The organism is Promineifilum sp. (SeqCode) (assembly GCF_041918635.1).
Classification (GTDB): Bacteria; Chloroflexota; Anaerolineae; order Promineifilales; family Promineifilaceae; genus Promineifilum.
Genome location: NZ_JAYRVJ010000536.1, coordinates 1 through 14,232 on the forward strand (window position 1 = coordinate 1; position 14,232 = coordinate 14,232).

Genomic DNA, 14,232 nt, shown 5'->3' on the forward strand with positions numbered 1-14,232 from the left:
CGCTACCCGGCCCAGGCGCGGCTGGCCGCTGACAACCTGGCCTGGTATGGCTTTGCCCCGACCATCGTCGAGCCGTTGCCGGAGCAGGAGCGCACCGAGATCACCTACTTCGGCGAGAACTTCAAAGGCTCCTACGACTGGCTGCTCGGCTGGGTCATGGATCAGTCCCCGGACAATATTATTCTGAGCGATGAGTCCTCCGACTTCAACTACCGGGTGATCATCGGCAACGACTACAATGCGTGCCGGCCGGCGTTCGAAGCGCCGCTGGAGGCGCCGGCGAGTTGATTGCTCTCTGAGATCTAACAACTGGGCGGCCAAAGTTACTTTATCAGGAACGAAACGTGTGGTCGCCCACCTCTCAGGTCTTTAATTGCCGGATGGCGCGACCGCAGGCATAATCCGGGTGATGAAACCCGGGTCATAGGGACATGACGGGGACGAGGGCGCAAGGCGGATCCCCATCCGCCCGGCTGCCACCGTCCCCTTTTTTGTTGGCGACTTCACAGCCAGAACGGCGCGACGTGGCTCATCCGGCGCGGCGCGCCCCCTCACAGGAGCGTATCGTTGAACGACAAGCGCGAAATTACCGGTTGGATGATGTACGACTGGGCCAACTCGGCCTTCAGCACCACCGTCGGCACGGCCCTGCTCGGCCCCTACATCGAAGGCCTTCTGCGATCTAGCCCCGAACCGCTTCGCCTTTTGGGTACAGTCATCGAACCCGGCGCGCTCTACCCGTTCAGCGTGTCCATCTCCGTCGTCTTGCAGGTCTTGTTCTTGCCCCTGCTCGGTTCCATCGCCGACTACACCAGCCTGAAGAAGCGCCTGCTGCTGGCTTTCGCCTATACCGGGGCGTTCTTCACCATCCTGTTCTACTTCGTCAACGGCGATATGCCCGCGCTGGGGCCGAACGGGGCGGCCCTGCTCGGCTGTCTGCTCTTCATCGTCGCCAACCTCGCTTTCGGCGCGGCCATCGTTTTCTACAACAGCTTCCTGCCGGAGATCGCCTCACCCGACCGGCGCGACGCGGTGAGCTCGCGCGGCTGGGCGCTCGGCTACCTGGGCGGCGGCCTGTTGCTGCTCATCAACCTGGTCATGTTGACCTTGATGCCCGACCGGCAAGTATTGGCCGTGCGCCTGAGCCTGGCCAGCGCCGGCGTGTGGTGGCTGGTATTTACCCTGCTTTTCCCCCGGCCGCGGCTCGTCCAGCGCGCCCCGGCCCGCCAGCGTCCGCCGGTGAACCTGTTCGCCCACGGCGTCCGCGAAGTTCTGGACACCTTCGGTGAACTGTGGCGGCAGTACCCGATGACTTTGCGCTACTTGTTGGCCTATCTGATCTATAACGACGGCATCCAGACCGTTATTGTCGTCTCGGCCGCGTTCGCCTCGGCCGAGTTGGGCGTGCCGCAGGCGACGTTGCTCATCCTGGTGCTGATGATCCAGTTCATGGCCTTCGGCGGGGCGCTGCTCTTTGGCTATCTGGCCGGCCGCATCGGCGCGAAGCGGGCGATCATGATCAGCCTCGTCCTCTGGTCGGGCGTGGTCATCTTCGCCTACGCCTTCCTGGACAACCAGCTCGAACTATTCATCATGGGCGCGGTGCTGGCGCTGGTACTGGGCGGATCGCAGGCGCTCAGCCGCTCGCTCTACTCGCAGATGATCCCGCGCCAGCACGAGGCCAAGTACTTCGGCTTCTACGAGATCAGCGAGCGGGGCACATCGTGGCTGGGCACGGCCGCCTTTGGTCTTGCCGTCCAGTTGACCGGCTCCCAGCGCATCGCCATTGTCACCCTGATCATCTTTTTCGTGGTCGGGCTGATCTTGCTCAGCCGCGTCGACGTCCGCCGCGCCATTGTGGAGTCCGGCAACAACCCGGAGGGCGTTATCCTTTAACCTGCCTGAACGTTCGATGGAGCAAGCAGAGAAGAGGGACACTGAGTGACACGGAGGGCGGACACAGAGAGACACAGAGGAAGGGGCTCCTCTTCCCCTGTGTCTCTCTGTGCGATCTCTGTGTCTCTCTGTGTTCCTCTTAAAGGAGTCTCTTGAACTCAACTGATTTCAGCGCCAACCTGCGCCGCTTTAGCGGTTTTGCCGACACCTACGATACGTACCGCCCCCACCCACCGGCGGCGCTGGCCGACGTGCTGTGCGCCTACGCCGGCGTGGAGCGGCCGGCGCTGGTCGTCGATCTGGGCAGCGGTACGGGCACGTCCACCCGCTACTGGGCCGGCCGGGCCGAGCAGGTCGTGGGCGTCGAGCCATCGGACGACATGCGCCGCCAGGCCGAGACCGCCACGGCCGCGCCCCACGTGACCTTCGTCCAGGCTCTCTCGCACCAGACCGGCCTGCCCGATCACTGCGCCGACATCGTGACCTGCTCTCAATCGCTGCACTGGATGCTGCCCGAGCCGACGTTTGCCGAGGTGGCGCGCGTCCTGCGGCCCGGCGGGGCCTTCGCCGCCTGCGACTACGACTGGCCGCCCATTATGCCGCGTTGGGAGGCGGAGGCGGCCTACCGCCGCTTCCTGCGCGGCGTCCGCGAGCTAGAGGAGCGCTACCCTATCCGCGAAGGGCTGGTGAGCGCCAACAAGGCCGGCCATCTGGAGCGGATGCAGCGCAGCGGCCACTTCCAGCACACGCGCGAGTTGGCGCTCCACCACACCGACGAGGGCAGCGCCGGTCGGCTGGTAGGGTTGGCCCTCAGCCTGGGCGCGGTGCAATCGCTGCTCAAGGCGGGCCTGTCGCCGGCCGAGGTGGGCATCGACCGGCTGCGCGACGAGTTGACCCCGCTCATCCCCGCGCCGGAGCGCTGGCACTGGACGTCGCGGGTGCGGGTCGGCATTGTTTAGAGAAGAGAATCCACAGATTTCACAGATTACACAGATTCAGGCCGGCGTAGATCGTGTACTATTCGGGCATGGACGCTTTAGACCTGCAACCAGCAATCGAATACGTTAACCAGAGGGGGACAGCCGTCGAACACGCCCGCCTGCGCTACCTGCTGCACGGCGAGGCCGCGCCGGCCGACGTGCGTGAGCAGTTCCTACAGTCGCAGCGCAGCGACGGCGGCTGGGCGCCGCCGTGGGCCCCGGAGTACAGCTCGCTCGACGCGACCTGCTTCCAGTTGGCCCTGGCCGACCAGGCGGGCATCGACCGGCGCGCGCCGCTGTTCATTGACGCCGTGCGCTTTCTGGCCGAGCGGCAGCGCCCGACCGGCGAGTGGGAGGAGGAGGCGGCCGAGGCCGCCACTGCGCCCCCCTGGGCCGCGCCGGGCGAGACGGACGCCCGCCTCTACCTGACGGCCAACTGCGGCTTCTGGGTGGCGATGACGGGCCTGGTTCCGTCCGCCGCCCGCGACGCCGCCTCCTACCTCAGCTACCACGTGCGCGAGGACGGCCAACTGCCCTCCTTCCTGCAAACTCACTGGCTGGCCGCCGCCCTCTGGCAGCAGCGCGGCCTGGTAGACGAGGCGACCAAGACGCTGGCCTACCTGGCGACGCGCCTGGACGACCTCTCCGCCGGCAACCTGGCCTGGCTCATCATCGCCCTGCGCGAGGGGGGCGTACCCGCCGCCGACCCGGCCGTGAGCGGCGCGCTCAACCGGCTGGTGGCCTTGCGCGACGCGGCCGGCCACTGGCCGAGCGACGAGGGGATCGAGAACAGCGTGCACGTGACCATCGAGGCGCTGAAGTCGTTGCAACTGTGCGGGAGGTTATCGTGAAGCCGGGCGATGACATCTGGTTGAGGGTCTACAAGAGCGACGGCAGCCCGTATCGTTGGTGGCAGGCTCGGGTAGAGGCGGTGCACGCCGACTGCATCATCACCTATGCCGCGCCCGGTATTCCCGTATATCACAACCCGGATCGCTTTGCGGAGCCTATCCACTACCGGCGCTGGTACATCCGCGCCTACTATTGGCCTGGCCGCCGCCACAATCTGTTGGAGATCTATAACCCGGACGGCCAACTGTATGAGCTTTACAGCGACATTATCAGCCCGATTGAGCTCAACGACGGCGAGATACGGTTCATCGACCACGAATTAGACGTCTTTCAATTGCCCGGGCAAACGCCGCAGATTGTCGATCAAGACGAATTTGCCGAGGCGGCCGAGCAGTATGGTTACACCGAACAGTTCATGCGCGAGAGCTACGACCTGGCGAATGAACTGCTCGAGGTCATGGCGAATTGGAAACCATTGGGGCTGGTAAGTGGATGAAGAGAATGGCTACGGATTATGACGGATGAAACGGATTGATGTATCTGTCCCATCCGTCGTAATCCGTAGCCATTTCTTAATGCGCGTGCTGGCGCAAGACCGCCTCGGCCGCGGCAACGAGGGTCTGCCGGTTGCGCCGGGCGCGATCTTGCAAGGCGCGGTAGGCGTCCTCCTCCGTCAGCCCCGTCTGCATCAGCCGCCCCTTGGCCCGGTCGATGAGTTTGCGCGCCGCCAACTCGCGCTCCAGGTCGGCCGTGCGCTCCGCTTGCGCCTCGCTGTCGGCGAAGCGCTTCACGGCCACGATGATGGCCGCGTCCAGGTCTTCCGGTTTGATGGGTTTGACCAGATAGCCGTGGATGGGTAGGTCGGTTGCCCGCTCGATCATCTCTCGCTGGCTGAAGGCGGTCAGGATAAGGATGGGCAGCGGCCGGCTGGCTGCCAGCGCCCGCGCCGCTTGCAGGCCGTCGGTGTAGGGCATCTGGATGTCCAGGATAGCCAGGTCGGGCGGCTGCCGCTCGGCCATCCGCAGCGCCTCACGACCGTTGGTCGCGGCGATGACCTGGTGACCCAATTCTTCCAGCATCGACTTAAGCCCCAGGCGGATCAGCGATTCATCCTCAGCGATCAGGATCAGCATGTCATTCCTCGGAGAATAAATGAACCACGGATTCTCACGAATTTGACGGATGATACGGATTGAAACACTTCGACCCTATATTCGCTCCGTTCAATCCGTCTAATCCGCTCGATCCGTGAAAATCCGTGGTTGATTCATTCATGGCTTAACGCATCCGGTCGCTCGGCGGCGCGGGGCAGGCGGATGCACACCTCGGCCCCGGCGGCCAGGCGGTTGAACTGAAGCTCGCCGCGCAGGTCGTCGGCCACCAGCGTCTCGGCGATCTCCAGCCCCAGGCTGCGTTCGATCTCGTCCGGCAGGCCCACGCCGTCATCGCGCACCAGGAGCATCAGCGCATCGGGCGTGCGGGCCAGGGAGATGTCGATGCGGCCGGCGGCGCGGCCGACGAAGGCGTGCTCCAGGCTGTTCTGCACCAGTTCGTTGACCACGACCGACAGCGCCGTCGCGCCCCGGCTGGGCAGTTGCAGGTTGTCGCCGTGGATGGCGATGCGCACGTCCTGGTCGGGCCGCGACATGTCGGCCATTGTCGTCCGCGCGATCCGCTCCAGCACCGCCTTCACGTCCACCAGCCGGAAGCCCTGGTCGGACAGCACCTCATGGACGGCGGCGATGCTGCGGATGCGGTGGATGTTGGTCAGCAACACCTGGCGCGTCTCCAACCGGTCGGCCTCCGGCAACTGGAGCTGCATGAGCATGGCTACCGTTTGCAGGTTGTTCTTGATGCGGTGGTGCATCTCGCGCACCACGGCGACGTTGGTTACCAGCCGTGCGTTCTCGATGGCCAGCGCCGTCTGGTTAGCCAGCGTCGTCAGCAGCACCTCTTGCCCGTCGCCGAACGGGTGGCCGGGCGGCGCGAGACAGGTCAGGACGCCGATGACGCGCTCCTGCACCGCCAGCGGCACGGCCAGCAGCGACCCGCCGTCCGGCTGCGGCGCGTGGAACGGCCGGCCGCTCTCGGCCACCCGCGCCAGCGCCGCGGCGTCGGGCAAGGCCGCGCCGGTGTGACCGGCCAGCCGCCCGGCAAAAGCAGCCGGCTCAGCCGCCGCGTCGTGGCCGTTGCTCTCCAGCAGGTGAATGGCGCAGGCCGTCGCGCCCACTGTCTGGGCGGCCAGTTCGGTCACCACCTCCAGGATGTCATCGAGGTACTGGGGCGAGGTGATGGCCGCGCTGACCTGGGCCAGCGCGCGCAACTCGTCCAGTTGGCGGCGCTGCCGGTCATAGAGGCGCGCCTTCACCAGCGCCCCGGCGGCCAGGTCGCTCAGCAGGGCCAGAATGTCGATCTCCTCATCGCTGAAGCCGCGCGGCTCGGTCGTCTGGACGTTCAGCGCGCCGATGGGCCGGTCGTTGAGCACCAGCGGCATCGCCAGCAGCGAGCGGAAGCGCCTCTCGCCCGTGTCATCAACCCATTTGAAGTGCGGGTCGTGCTGGGCGTCGGCGGCGTAGATCGGCCGGTTTTGGGCCACGGCATAGCCGGTCATGCCCTCACCGATCTGCAAGGTGGCTCGACCGAGCGACTGCCGGGCCAGGCCGGTCGTCGCCCGCAGCCGCAACGTCACATCGTCGGGGTCTAGCAGGTAGATGGTGCAGGAGTCGACGCCCATCACCTCGGTCGTCTTGCGGGCGATGAGGTCGAGCGTGGTGTCCAGGTCCCAGGCGGCGCTGAGCGAGCGGGCGATCTCGCGCAGGGCGGCGAAGGAGCGGGGGCGGGCCAGGCCGGTTTCGGTCGTTTCGAGCGTCACGACCGATCATTATACACCAAAGACCTGACAGGTGAGCGGCCAGATAGTTTCTGGCGAGAGCGAAACTTATAGCCGCCCACCTGTCAGGTCTGCGCGTGCATCAGATGGCGCTTTGTGTATAATCCCCCACGCGCTACTTTTCATAACTAAAAATAGTCGCCCGTTGGAGAGGGGCCTCTATGGGACGCAATACACTTCTCGCTTTGTTGGGCCTGTCGCTGCTGGTGAACGGGGTTCTGGGAGTCATGCTGGCGCGCAGTCGAGGGGATTCGCCGTCCGTCGCCGAACCAACGGCTGTGGTCGAAGCGCCTGCCAGCGCCACGCCGGCCGCGACTATGACGCCGACCGCCTCGCCTGCCGTGGCTTCGCCCACCGAGGAGCCGCCCGTCCCCACGCCGTCGCCCACGGCCGCGCTGGCCGAAGCGCCCACCGCGACGTCGACAGCCGAGCCGACGCCCAGCCCCGCGCCAACCGATACCCCCTCGCCCACGCCGGAACCGCTACCCTCGCCGACAGTCGAGGCGCTTGGGCCGGACTGGCTACGCTTTGCGAATCTATTTCGCACGGCGGCTAAGTTGCCGCCGCTCGTGGAAAACACCGCCTGGTCGGCCGAGAGCGGCCTGCACAGCCGCTACATGACGCTGACGGGCCTGGTGAGCCACAAGGAAGACGCGAGTAACCCTTACTATACCCAGAGCGGCAACACCGCCGCCGATCACGGCAACATCGCCCTCGGCAACCTGAGTTCCGCGCCGTTCGAGTGGGCTTTCAACTACTGGATCTCCGCGCCGTTCCACGCCATCCCCCTCCTCGATCCGCAACTGGCGACCACGGGGTTTGGGGAGTACCGCGATCCGGCCGGCGTCATCACGCGGGTGGGGGCGACGCTGGATGTGGAGCGAGGCCGGGGGCCGCTGCCGGAGGGCGTCAGCTTCCCCATCATGTGGCCGGGCGATGGGAGCGTGACCTGGGTCTTGCGCTACTCGCTGCCGGAGTTTCCCGCCGCTCTGAGCCACTGCACGGGCTATAGCCAAGCGACCGGCGCGCCTGTTATCTTGCAGATCGGCGATGGCAGCCTGACCCCCCGCGTGACGGGCGCGGCGCTCTACCGGGACGGACAGCCGATCGACTTTTGCCAGTTCGACGAGACGAGCTACACCCACCCCGATGACTGGACGCAGCAGTCGGCCCGCCTCATTCTCGACCAGCGCGACGCTATCGTCATCATCCCCCACACGCCGCTGCTGCCCGACTCGACCTATGCCGTTCGCGTGGACGCCAACGGCCAGACCTACACCTGGAGCTTCCACACCGCCGTCGGCCCTCCCCGATAAGAAGAATCCGCAGATTTCGCAGATTAAGAAGCTCATGCAAAGTACGCTAAGAGCGCCAAGAACGCCAAAGAATTATTCTTCTCTGGCGTTCTTAGCATCCTTTGCGGTCTTTGCGTGAGCCTCTTCTAAAATCTGCTAAATCTTCGTAATCTGCGGATTCTTACTCTTACACGCCGTAGTAGAGCAGGAACTCGTACGGGTGCGGCCGCAGGCTGACCGGGCCGATCTCCGTCTCGTGCTTATGGCTCACGTACGCGTCGAGCACGTCCTGGGTGAATACGCCGCCCTCCAGCAGGAAGTCGTGGTCGGCCTCCAGCGCGTCGAGCGCCTCGTTCAGCTTGCCGACGGTCATCGTCACCTTGCTGATGTTCTCGTCGTGGAACAGATCCATCTCGGCCGGGTCGCCCGGCTCGATCTGGTTCTTGATGCCGTCCAGGCCGGCCATGAGCATGGCGGCGAAGGCCAGGTACGGGTTGGCCGCCGGGTCGGGGCAGCGGAACTCGATGCGCTTGGCCTTGGGCGACTTGGAGTACATCGGGATGCGGATGGCCGCCGAACGGTTGCGGGCCGAGTAGGCCACTACCACGGGGGCCTCGTAGCCCGGAACCAGGCGGCGGTAGGAGTTGGTCGTCGGCGCGCAGATCGCCAGCAGGGCGTTGATGTGCTTCAGGATGCCGCCGATGTACCAACAGGCGGTCTGGCTCAGTCCGGCGTAGCCGCCCTCGTCGAAGAACAGCGGCTGACCGTTCTTCCAGAGGCTCTGATGCGTGTGCATGCCGGAACCGTTATCGGCGTAAATGGGCTTGGGCATGAAGGTGACCGTCTTGCCGTGTTTCTGGGCCACGTTCTTGACGATGTACTTGTACATCTGGACGTTGTCGGCCATCTTCAGCAAGTTGTCGAAGCGCATGTCGATCTCGCACTGACCGGCCGTGCCGACTTCGTGGTGGTGCAACTCGATGTCCACGCCGGCGTCGATGAGCGTGCGCACCATCTCCGAGCGCAAGTCCTGGAGCGTGTCCACCGGCGCGACGGGGAAGTAGCCGCGCTTGTGGGGAACCGAGTGGCCGAAGCCGAAGATACCGGTGTTCCACGGCCCTTCCACGCTGTCCACCTGATAGGCCGACGAGTATTCGCCGGCTGAATACATCACCTTGTCGAAGACGAAGAACTCCGCCTCCGGCCCGAAGTAGGCCGTGTCGGCGATGCCCGTGCCCTTCATGTACTCCACCGCCTTGCGGGCCACAAAGCGCGGGTCGCGCGAATACGGCTCGCGGCTGATGGGGTCGTACACGTCACCGACCAGGCTGAGCGTCGGCGCCTCGCAGATGGGATCCACGACGGCCGTCTTCGGGTCGCAGATCAGGATCATGTCGCTCGATTCAATGCTCTGGAAGCCGCGGATCGAGGAGCCGTCGAAGCCAAGCCCCTCTTCGAACGCATCTTCCGCGCTGAAGTGCTCGATCGGCAGCGAGAAGTGCTGCCACTGTCCGAACAGGTCGGTGAACTTCACGTCCACGACCTCGATGCCCTTTTCCTCGATGAATTTCTGAACGTCGTTAGGTGTCATGGTTCCTTCTAACCTCCACAAAATGTGACTACCGGAATGTTGAGGACCCGGCTCCCCCCGCTGGGTGCGATTGAACCGGGTCACAAGTGACTTACAAAACGATCAATTATAGTCGAAGTTGACGGGTTTCTGTACTATTATCCCCTCACTGTAGGGCGATTTGCCAAATCGCTCTACGTTAGATCGCCAGAGGGGTGAGCTTGCTGCCGCCGCGCCCCTCGACGTACTCCAGATGGGCCACTTCCTCGATCCCGCCCACGGTGACGTAGGTGGGCACGGCGACCTTACCGATCTCGGTCAGTTCCTCGCCGACTTTGTACTGTAGCTGCGGGATGTCGGGCGCGAAGTGCAGCGACACGCGTCCCATGCGGTTGGTGCGCGCCGCGATCAACTGGCCGTGCGCCTCGTCCACGTAGATCGGTATTTCCCGCCGCGCGCCGCCATTCGAGCGGTCGGTGTAAGTGAAGTGCCGGCTGTAAGGGTGCAGGAAGCGCTGCACCACCGTCCAGGCCGCGGGCGTCAACTTGCGCACGCCGACCGCGCCGGCGTCGGCCAGCCGGCCGTGCTTCACCAGGTAGTCGCCCACAATGCCCGGCAGCGCCAGGATGCCCGCGCCGTCGTCGAGCGCCGTGACGACCGGCCGGCCGTTCAGCGGCGCGAAGAGATGAACGGTCTCTTCCTTGTCGCGGAAGACGGGAATCTCGGCCAGACCGGGCGCGCGCAGGGTGCATACCGGCGCGTAGGGCTGCAAGTCGTTGCGCGACAGGTAGAGAACGGTCATCTCCTTGCGATAGTCTATGACCCGCACTTTCTTGAAGTGGTCGGCCAATTCGTTGCGCAACTCGCCGATGGAACCGGCGCTGAACGTCCGGCTGCCCGGAAAGCGCGCGATGAGATTGTCCTCCAGGCGATAGATAGGCCAGGCCCGTTCGCCCAACTGGAAGACGTAGTCCGGCAAGCGGCCATAGTGCACCAGCACGCCCAGATAGTGATCGATGGCTGTCTCCAGGTCCGCCAGGCTATTGCGCTCCAGCGAGATGCCGGCCAGCAGCGCGCCGAAGACCTGCGCCTCCCGGCCGTCGGGCAGCCGTGTGGCGTGCTCGTAGATGGGCAGTTGGTCGATCTTCTCCATCGTGCCGTGCCCGGCCAAATCGACCGCCGCCAACAGCTTTGGTTCCCGGCTACCTTCGGCCCAAGCCGGGTTGGGGTGATAGGCAAACGTCACGCGCGACATGCTCAGTCCCCCGCTCCGGCGAGCAACTGGCCGCGGTCGGCGGCCGGCGCGGGCGCGGGCACGTCCACGCCCCAATCCCGAACCTGAATGCCGCGCAGTTCAATGCCGTCGAACTCGGGGTACGACTCCAGCCCGTGCTGCGGGAAGTCGAGGCCGGTGGCTTCCACTTCCGGCGAGACGCGCAGGCCGATAGTGCGCTTGGTCAGATAGAACAGGCCCATCGCCATCGGGAAGGCCCAGGCAATGCAGGCCACGATACCCAATGCCTGGATGCCCAACTGGGTGAAGCCGCCGCCGCTGAGCAGCCCCAGGCCGTCCGTGCCCCAGATGCCCACGGCCAGGATGCCAAACATGCCGTTCATGCCGTGCACCGGGAACGCGCCGACCGGGTCATCGATGCGCAGCTTCTCCATCAGCTGGACGCCGAAGTAGGCGATGCCTCCGGCGATAGCCCCGATGACCAGCGCCGACATCGGCGTGACGAACAGCGCGCCGCCGGTGATGGCGACCAGGCCGCCCAGCGCGCCGTTGAAGGCCATGCTGACGTCCCATTTACGGGTGAAGTAGTAGGACAGGAAGATGGCGCTGATCGCGCCGGTCGTGGCGGCGAAGTCGGTGGTGATGACGACGTGGGAGATCTTGAACGGCTCGGCCGAGAGGACGCTGGCGGGGTTGAAGCCAAACCAGCCGAACCACAGGATGAACGTGCCCAGCGCCGCCAGCGGGATGCTGTGGCCGCGGATGCTGGGGCCGAAGACCTTGTCGCGCCGCTTGCCGAGCATCAGCGTACCCGCCAGACCAATACACGCCCCGACGATGTGGACGACCGACGAGCCGGCGAAGTCCACGTAGCCCAACTGCGCCAGCCAGCCGCCGCCCCAGACCCAGTGGCCGAAGACGGGGTAGATGAGGCTGGACGTGACGATGCTATAGAGCATGTCGGCTTTGAAGTTGGTGCGCTCGGCCATCATGCCGGAGGCAATGGCCCCGCCGGCCGCGCAGAAGGCGAACTGGAAGAAGAAGAAAGCGTAGGTCGGAAGGGTCGTCCCGGGGAACACCTCGGGGATGCCGCGCAGGAAGAACCACTCCTTGCCGAAAAAGGCGTTGCCCGTGCCGAACATCAGACCGAAGCCGAAGAAGATGAAGCCGAGGGTCGCGATGGTGGTATCCATGAAGTTCTCGGCCATGATGTTGACCACGTTCTTGGAGCGGACGAAACCCGCTTCCAAGAAGCCGAAGCCGGCCTGCATGAAGAAAACGAGGAAAGCGCCGACGAGTACCCAAACCGTGTCGAGGGCGTTCACCTCTGGCTGCTCCCCCTGCGCCGCCGCCGTCCGCGTGAACACCAAGAGCAAGGCGAACATCACCACGACGTTCGCCAACCGCCGCCACTGCCGCAGATCCCGTTTCATTATCTCTCCTCCTAATTGGGGCCAGGCATTTCGTCCCACCAACGAAACAACGCCTCGCCACCCCGCGAACCGCGAGATGAGAGGCGTCCTGGCCTGATACAGATAATTCTTTTGTCGCCGGGCGTCGCTTCCCGGCGTGTTCACAAGACACCATCATACTCAGATGACGCTGTGTGTCAAGACGCGAAAACTCATGAAGATAACCAGAGAGAATTCGTACAAACTGCCTGAGTACAGATGGGGCCGAAGCCGTTACACTACGGCCCACCCTTCTTCCGGGGGGTGTGTTTTAGGTTGTACATTAATAGTAGAGGCGCGGCGATTTTATCGTGAACGCCGGAATAGCACTTATACGCAGGTCGATTGGGAATGGGAGAGGAGAAAAAGACCATGGAGCGTTCCCGACAGCGCGAGGACCGACAACAGCCGCCGGCGCAGGAGCCGGCCGGCGATGAGATGCCCCACCAGCAGGGCCTCTACGATCCACGCCACGAACACGATGCCTGCGGCACGGGCTTCGTTGCCCACATCAAGGGCCGGCGGTCGCACGCGATCGTGCAGGATGCCCTGACCGTGCTACAGAATATGAGCCACCGCGGCGCGCGAGGCTCAGAGCCAAATACCGGCGACGGCGCCGGCATCCTTATTCAGTTGCCCCACGCCTTTTTCGCCGCCGAGGCGCGGCGCCTGGGCTTTCAGTTGCCGCCGCCGGGCGAGTATGGCGTCGGTATGTTGTTCGTGCCGCGCGACCCGGCCCTGCGCCAACGATGCGAGGCCGAGTTTGCCGCCATCGTGGCCGCCGCGGGCCAGACGCTCCTCGGCTGGCGCGACGTGCCCACCGACAACCGCGACCTGGGCGCGACCGCGCTGCGCAGCGAGCCGGTCATGCGGCAGGTCTTCATCGGCCGCGGCCGGCAGGACGCCAGCGATCCGGATGGCTTGGCCTTCGAGCGCCAGCTGTTCACCATCCGCCGGCTGGCCGAGAAGGACATCGAGTGCGCTTCCGATGGGGCGCAGGTCTTCTACATCGCCAGCCTCTCCGCCCGCACACTCGTCTACAAGGGGATGCTACTGGCCGAGCAGGTGCGCGACTACTTCCCCGATCTGGCCGATCCGCGACTGGACTCGGCCATCGCCCTCGTCCACAGCCGCTTCTCCACGAACACGTTTCCGGCCTGGAAGCGGGCCCACCCCAACCGCCTGTTGGCTCACAACGGCGAAATCAACACCATCAAGGGCAACGTCAACGCCATGAAGGCGCGGCAAGCCCTCTTCCAATCCGATTTGTTCGGCGACGATCTGGCCAAAGCGCTGCCCGTCATTGATGAGGATGGCACCGACTCGGCCATGTTCGACAACGCCCTGGAGTTCCTGACGCTGGCCGGCCGCACGCTGCCCGAGGCGATCATGATGATGATCCCCGAGCCGTGGGAGCGCCATGACAAGATGAGCGCCGCGACGCGGGCCTTCTACGCCTACCACAGCGCCCTGATGGAGCCGTGGGACGGCCCGGCGTCGATGGGTTTCACCGATGGCGCGCTGGTCGGCGCGGTGCTCGACCGCAACGGCCTGCGCCCCTCGCGCTACTACGTCACCGCCGACGACCGGGTCATCCTGGCCTCCGAGGTCGGCGTGCTCGATGTGCCGGCCGATCAGGTGGTGTATAAGGGGCGGCTGGAGCCGGGCCGGATGCTGCTCATCGATACGGTCGCGGGGCGCATCGTGGCCGACGATGAGCTTAAGGCGCGCCTGGCCGCCGCCCGGCCCTACGCCGAATGGCTCGATGCCCACCTCACGCCGCTGGAAGCGCTGCCCGCCGACGGGCCGGAGATCGTTCCCGACCACGACACGGTGACGCAGCGGCAGCACGCCTTCGGCTACACCTTTGAAGACCTGCGCCTGATCCTGGCCCCTATGGCCCGCGACGGCGTCGAACCGCTTGGCTCGATGGGCGACGACACGCCGGTGGCGGCGCTGTCGGAGCGGCCCCAACTGCTCTACCATTACTTCCGCCAGCTGTTCGCCCAGGTCACCAATCCGCCCATCGACGCCCTCCGCGAGGAACTGGTCACCAGTAGCACC

At 65.1% G+C, this 14,232-nt stretch carries 11 protein-coding genes and 1 pseudogene; 7 read left to right on the forward strand and 5 right to left on the reverse strand.

The annotated features are described in order from the left end of the window. From ACE3UY_RS16030 to ACE3UY_RS16050, 5 genes and pseudogenes are all read left to right on the forward strand, one after another. Positions 1–288, forward strand: a pseudogene (locus ACE3UY_RS16030) (hypothetical protein); the annotation flags it as partial. 279 nt (positions 289–567) lie between these two features. Continuing rightward, a complete protein-coding gene (locus tag ACE3UY_RS16035) occupies positions 568–1,896 on the forward strand; it encodes an MFS transporter (RefSeq protein WP_374688501.1) in 1,329 nt (442 codons plus the stop codon). Between the two features lie 152 nt (positions 1,897–2,048). Beyond that, positions 2,049–2,855, forward strand: a complete 807-nt coding sequence (locus ACE3UY_RS16040) for a class I SAM-dependent methyltransferase (protein ID WP_374688502.1) — start codon at positions 2,049–2,051, stop codon at positions 2,853–2,855. A gap of 68 nt (positions 2,856–2,923) precedes the next feature. Continuing rightward, complete coding sequence (locus ACE3UY_RS16045) at positions 2,924–3,727, forward strand: hypothetical protein (RefSeq protein WP_374688503.1); 804 nt, start codon at positions 2,924–2,926, stop codon at positions 3,725–3,727. Beyond that, positions 3,724–4,224 (forward strand): DUF402 domain-containing protein, encoded by a 501-nt coding sequence (locus ACE3UY_RS16050; protein WP_374688504.1) that lies wholly within the window; start codon positions 3,724–3,726, stop codon positions 4,222–4,224. The genes ACE3UY_RS16045 and ACE3UY_RS16050 overlap by 4 nt, the downstream gene beginning before the upstream one ends. Positions 4,225–4,300: 76 nt before the next feature. On the opposite strand, the gene ACE3UY_RS16055 is transcribed toward ACE3UY_RS16050, so the two are convergent. Both ACE3UY_RS16055 and ACE3UY_RS16060 read right to left on the reverse strand, forming a co-directional pair. Then, positions 4,301–4,861 carry an ANTAR domain-containing response regulator gene (locus ACE3UY_RS16055; protein WP_374688505.1) on the reverse strand — a complete coding sequence of 187 codons (561 nt, stop codon included), beginning with the start codon at positions 4,859–4,861 and terminating at the stop codon, positions 4,301–4,303. Between the two features lie 134 nt (positions 4,862–4,995). Next, positions 4,996–6,600 (reverse strand): GAF domain-containing protein, encoded by a 1,605-nt coding sequence (locus ACE3UY_RS16060; protein ID WP_374688506.1) that lies wholly within the window; start codon positions 6,598–6,600, stop codon positions 4,996–4,998. Positions 6,601–6,779: 179 nt separating this feature from the next. On the opposite strand from ACE3UY_RS16060, the gene ACE3UY_RS16065 reads away from it, so the two are divergent. Then, positions 6,780–7,934, forward strand: coding sequence for a CAP domain-containing protein (locus ACE3UY_RS16065; RefSeq protein WP_374688507.1), 1,155 nt, complete (start codon positions 6,780–6,782; stop codon positions 7,932–7,934). 166 nt (positions 7,935–8,100) lie between these two features. Here ACE3UY_RS16065 and glnA read toward each other — a convergent pair whose 3' ends face one another. From glnA to ACE3UY_RS16080, 3 genes are all read right to left on the reverse strand, one after another. Beyond that, on the reverse strand, positions 8,101–9,504 hold the full coding sequence (glnA, locus tag ACE3UY_RS16070) for a type I glutamate--ammonia ligase (protein WP_374688508.1): 1,404 nt from the start codon (positions 9,502–9,504) through the stop codon (positions 8,101–8,103). A 178-nt stretch (positions 9,505–9,682) separates the two neighbouring features. Next, positions 9,683–10,738: a hypothetical protein gene (locus tag ACE3UY_RS16075; RefSeq protein ID WP_374688509.1), complete on the reverse strand. Its 1,056-nt coding sequence runs from the start codon at positions 10,736–10,738 to the stop codon at positions 9,683–9,685. Positions 10,739–10,740: 2 nt separating this feature from the next. Then, positions 10,741–12,150 (reverse strand): ammonium transporter, encoded by a 1,410-nt coding sequence (locus ACE3UY_RS16080; protein WP_374688510.1) that lies wholly within the window; start codon positions 12,148–12,150, stop codon positions 10,741–10,743. A gap of 456 nt (positions 12,151–12,606) precedes the next feature. Between ACE3UY_RS16080 and ACE3UY_RS16085 the strand changes: the two genes are divergently transcribed. After that, positions 12,607–14,232: glutamate synthase central domain-containing protein (locus tag ACE3UY_RS16085; protein WP_374688511.1), on the forward strand; the 1,626-nt coding region annotated here is incomplete at its 3' end.

Coding starts and splice junctions, on each gene's coding strand:
- ACE3UY_RS16045 (WP_374688503.1), top strand. CDS start 2,924: ATGGACGCTTTAGACCTGCAACCAGCAATCGAATACGTTAACCAGAGG.
- ACE3UY_RS16055 (WP_374688505.1), bottom strand. CDS start 4,861: ATGCTGATCCTGATCGCTGAGGATGAATCGCTGATCCGCCTGGGGCTT.
- ACE3UY_RS16065 (WP_374688507.1), top strand. CDS start 6,780: ATGGGACGCAATACACTTCTCGCTTTGTTGGGCCTGTCGCTGCTGGTG.
- glnA (WP_374688508.1), bottom strand. CDS start 9,504: ATGACACCTAACGACGTTCAGAAATTCATCGAGGAAAAGGGCATCGAG.
- ACE3UY_RS16075 (WP_374688509.1), bottom strand. CDS start 10,738: ATGTCGCGCGTGACGTTTGCCTATCACCCCAACCCGGCTTGGGCCGAA.
- ACE3UY_RS16080 (WP_374688510.1), bottom strand. CDS start 12,150: ATGAAACGGGATCTGCGGCAGTGGCGGCGGTTGGCGAACGTCGTGGTG.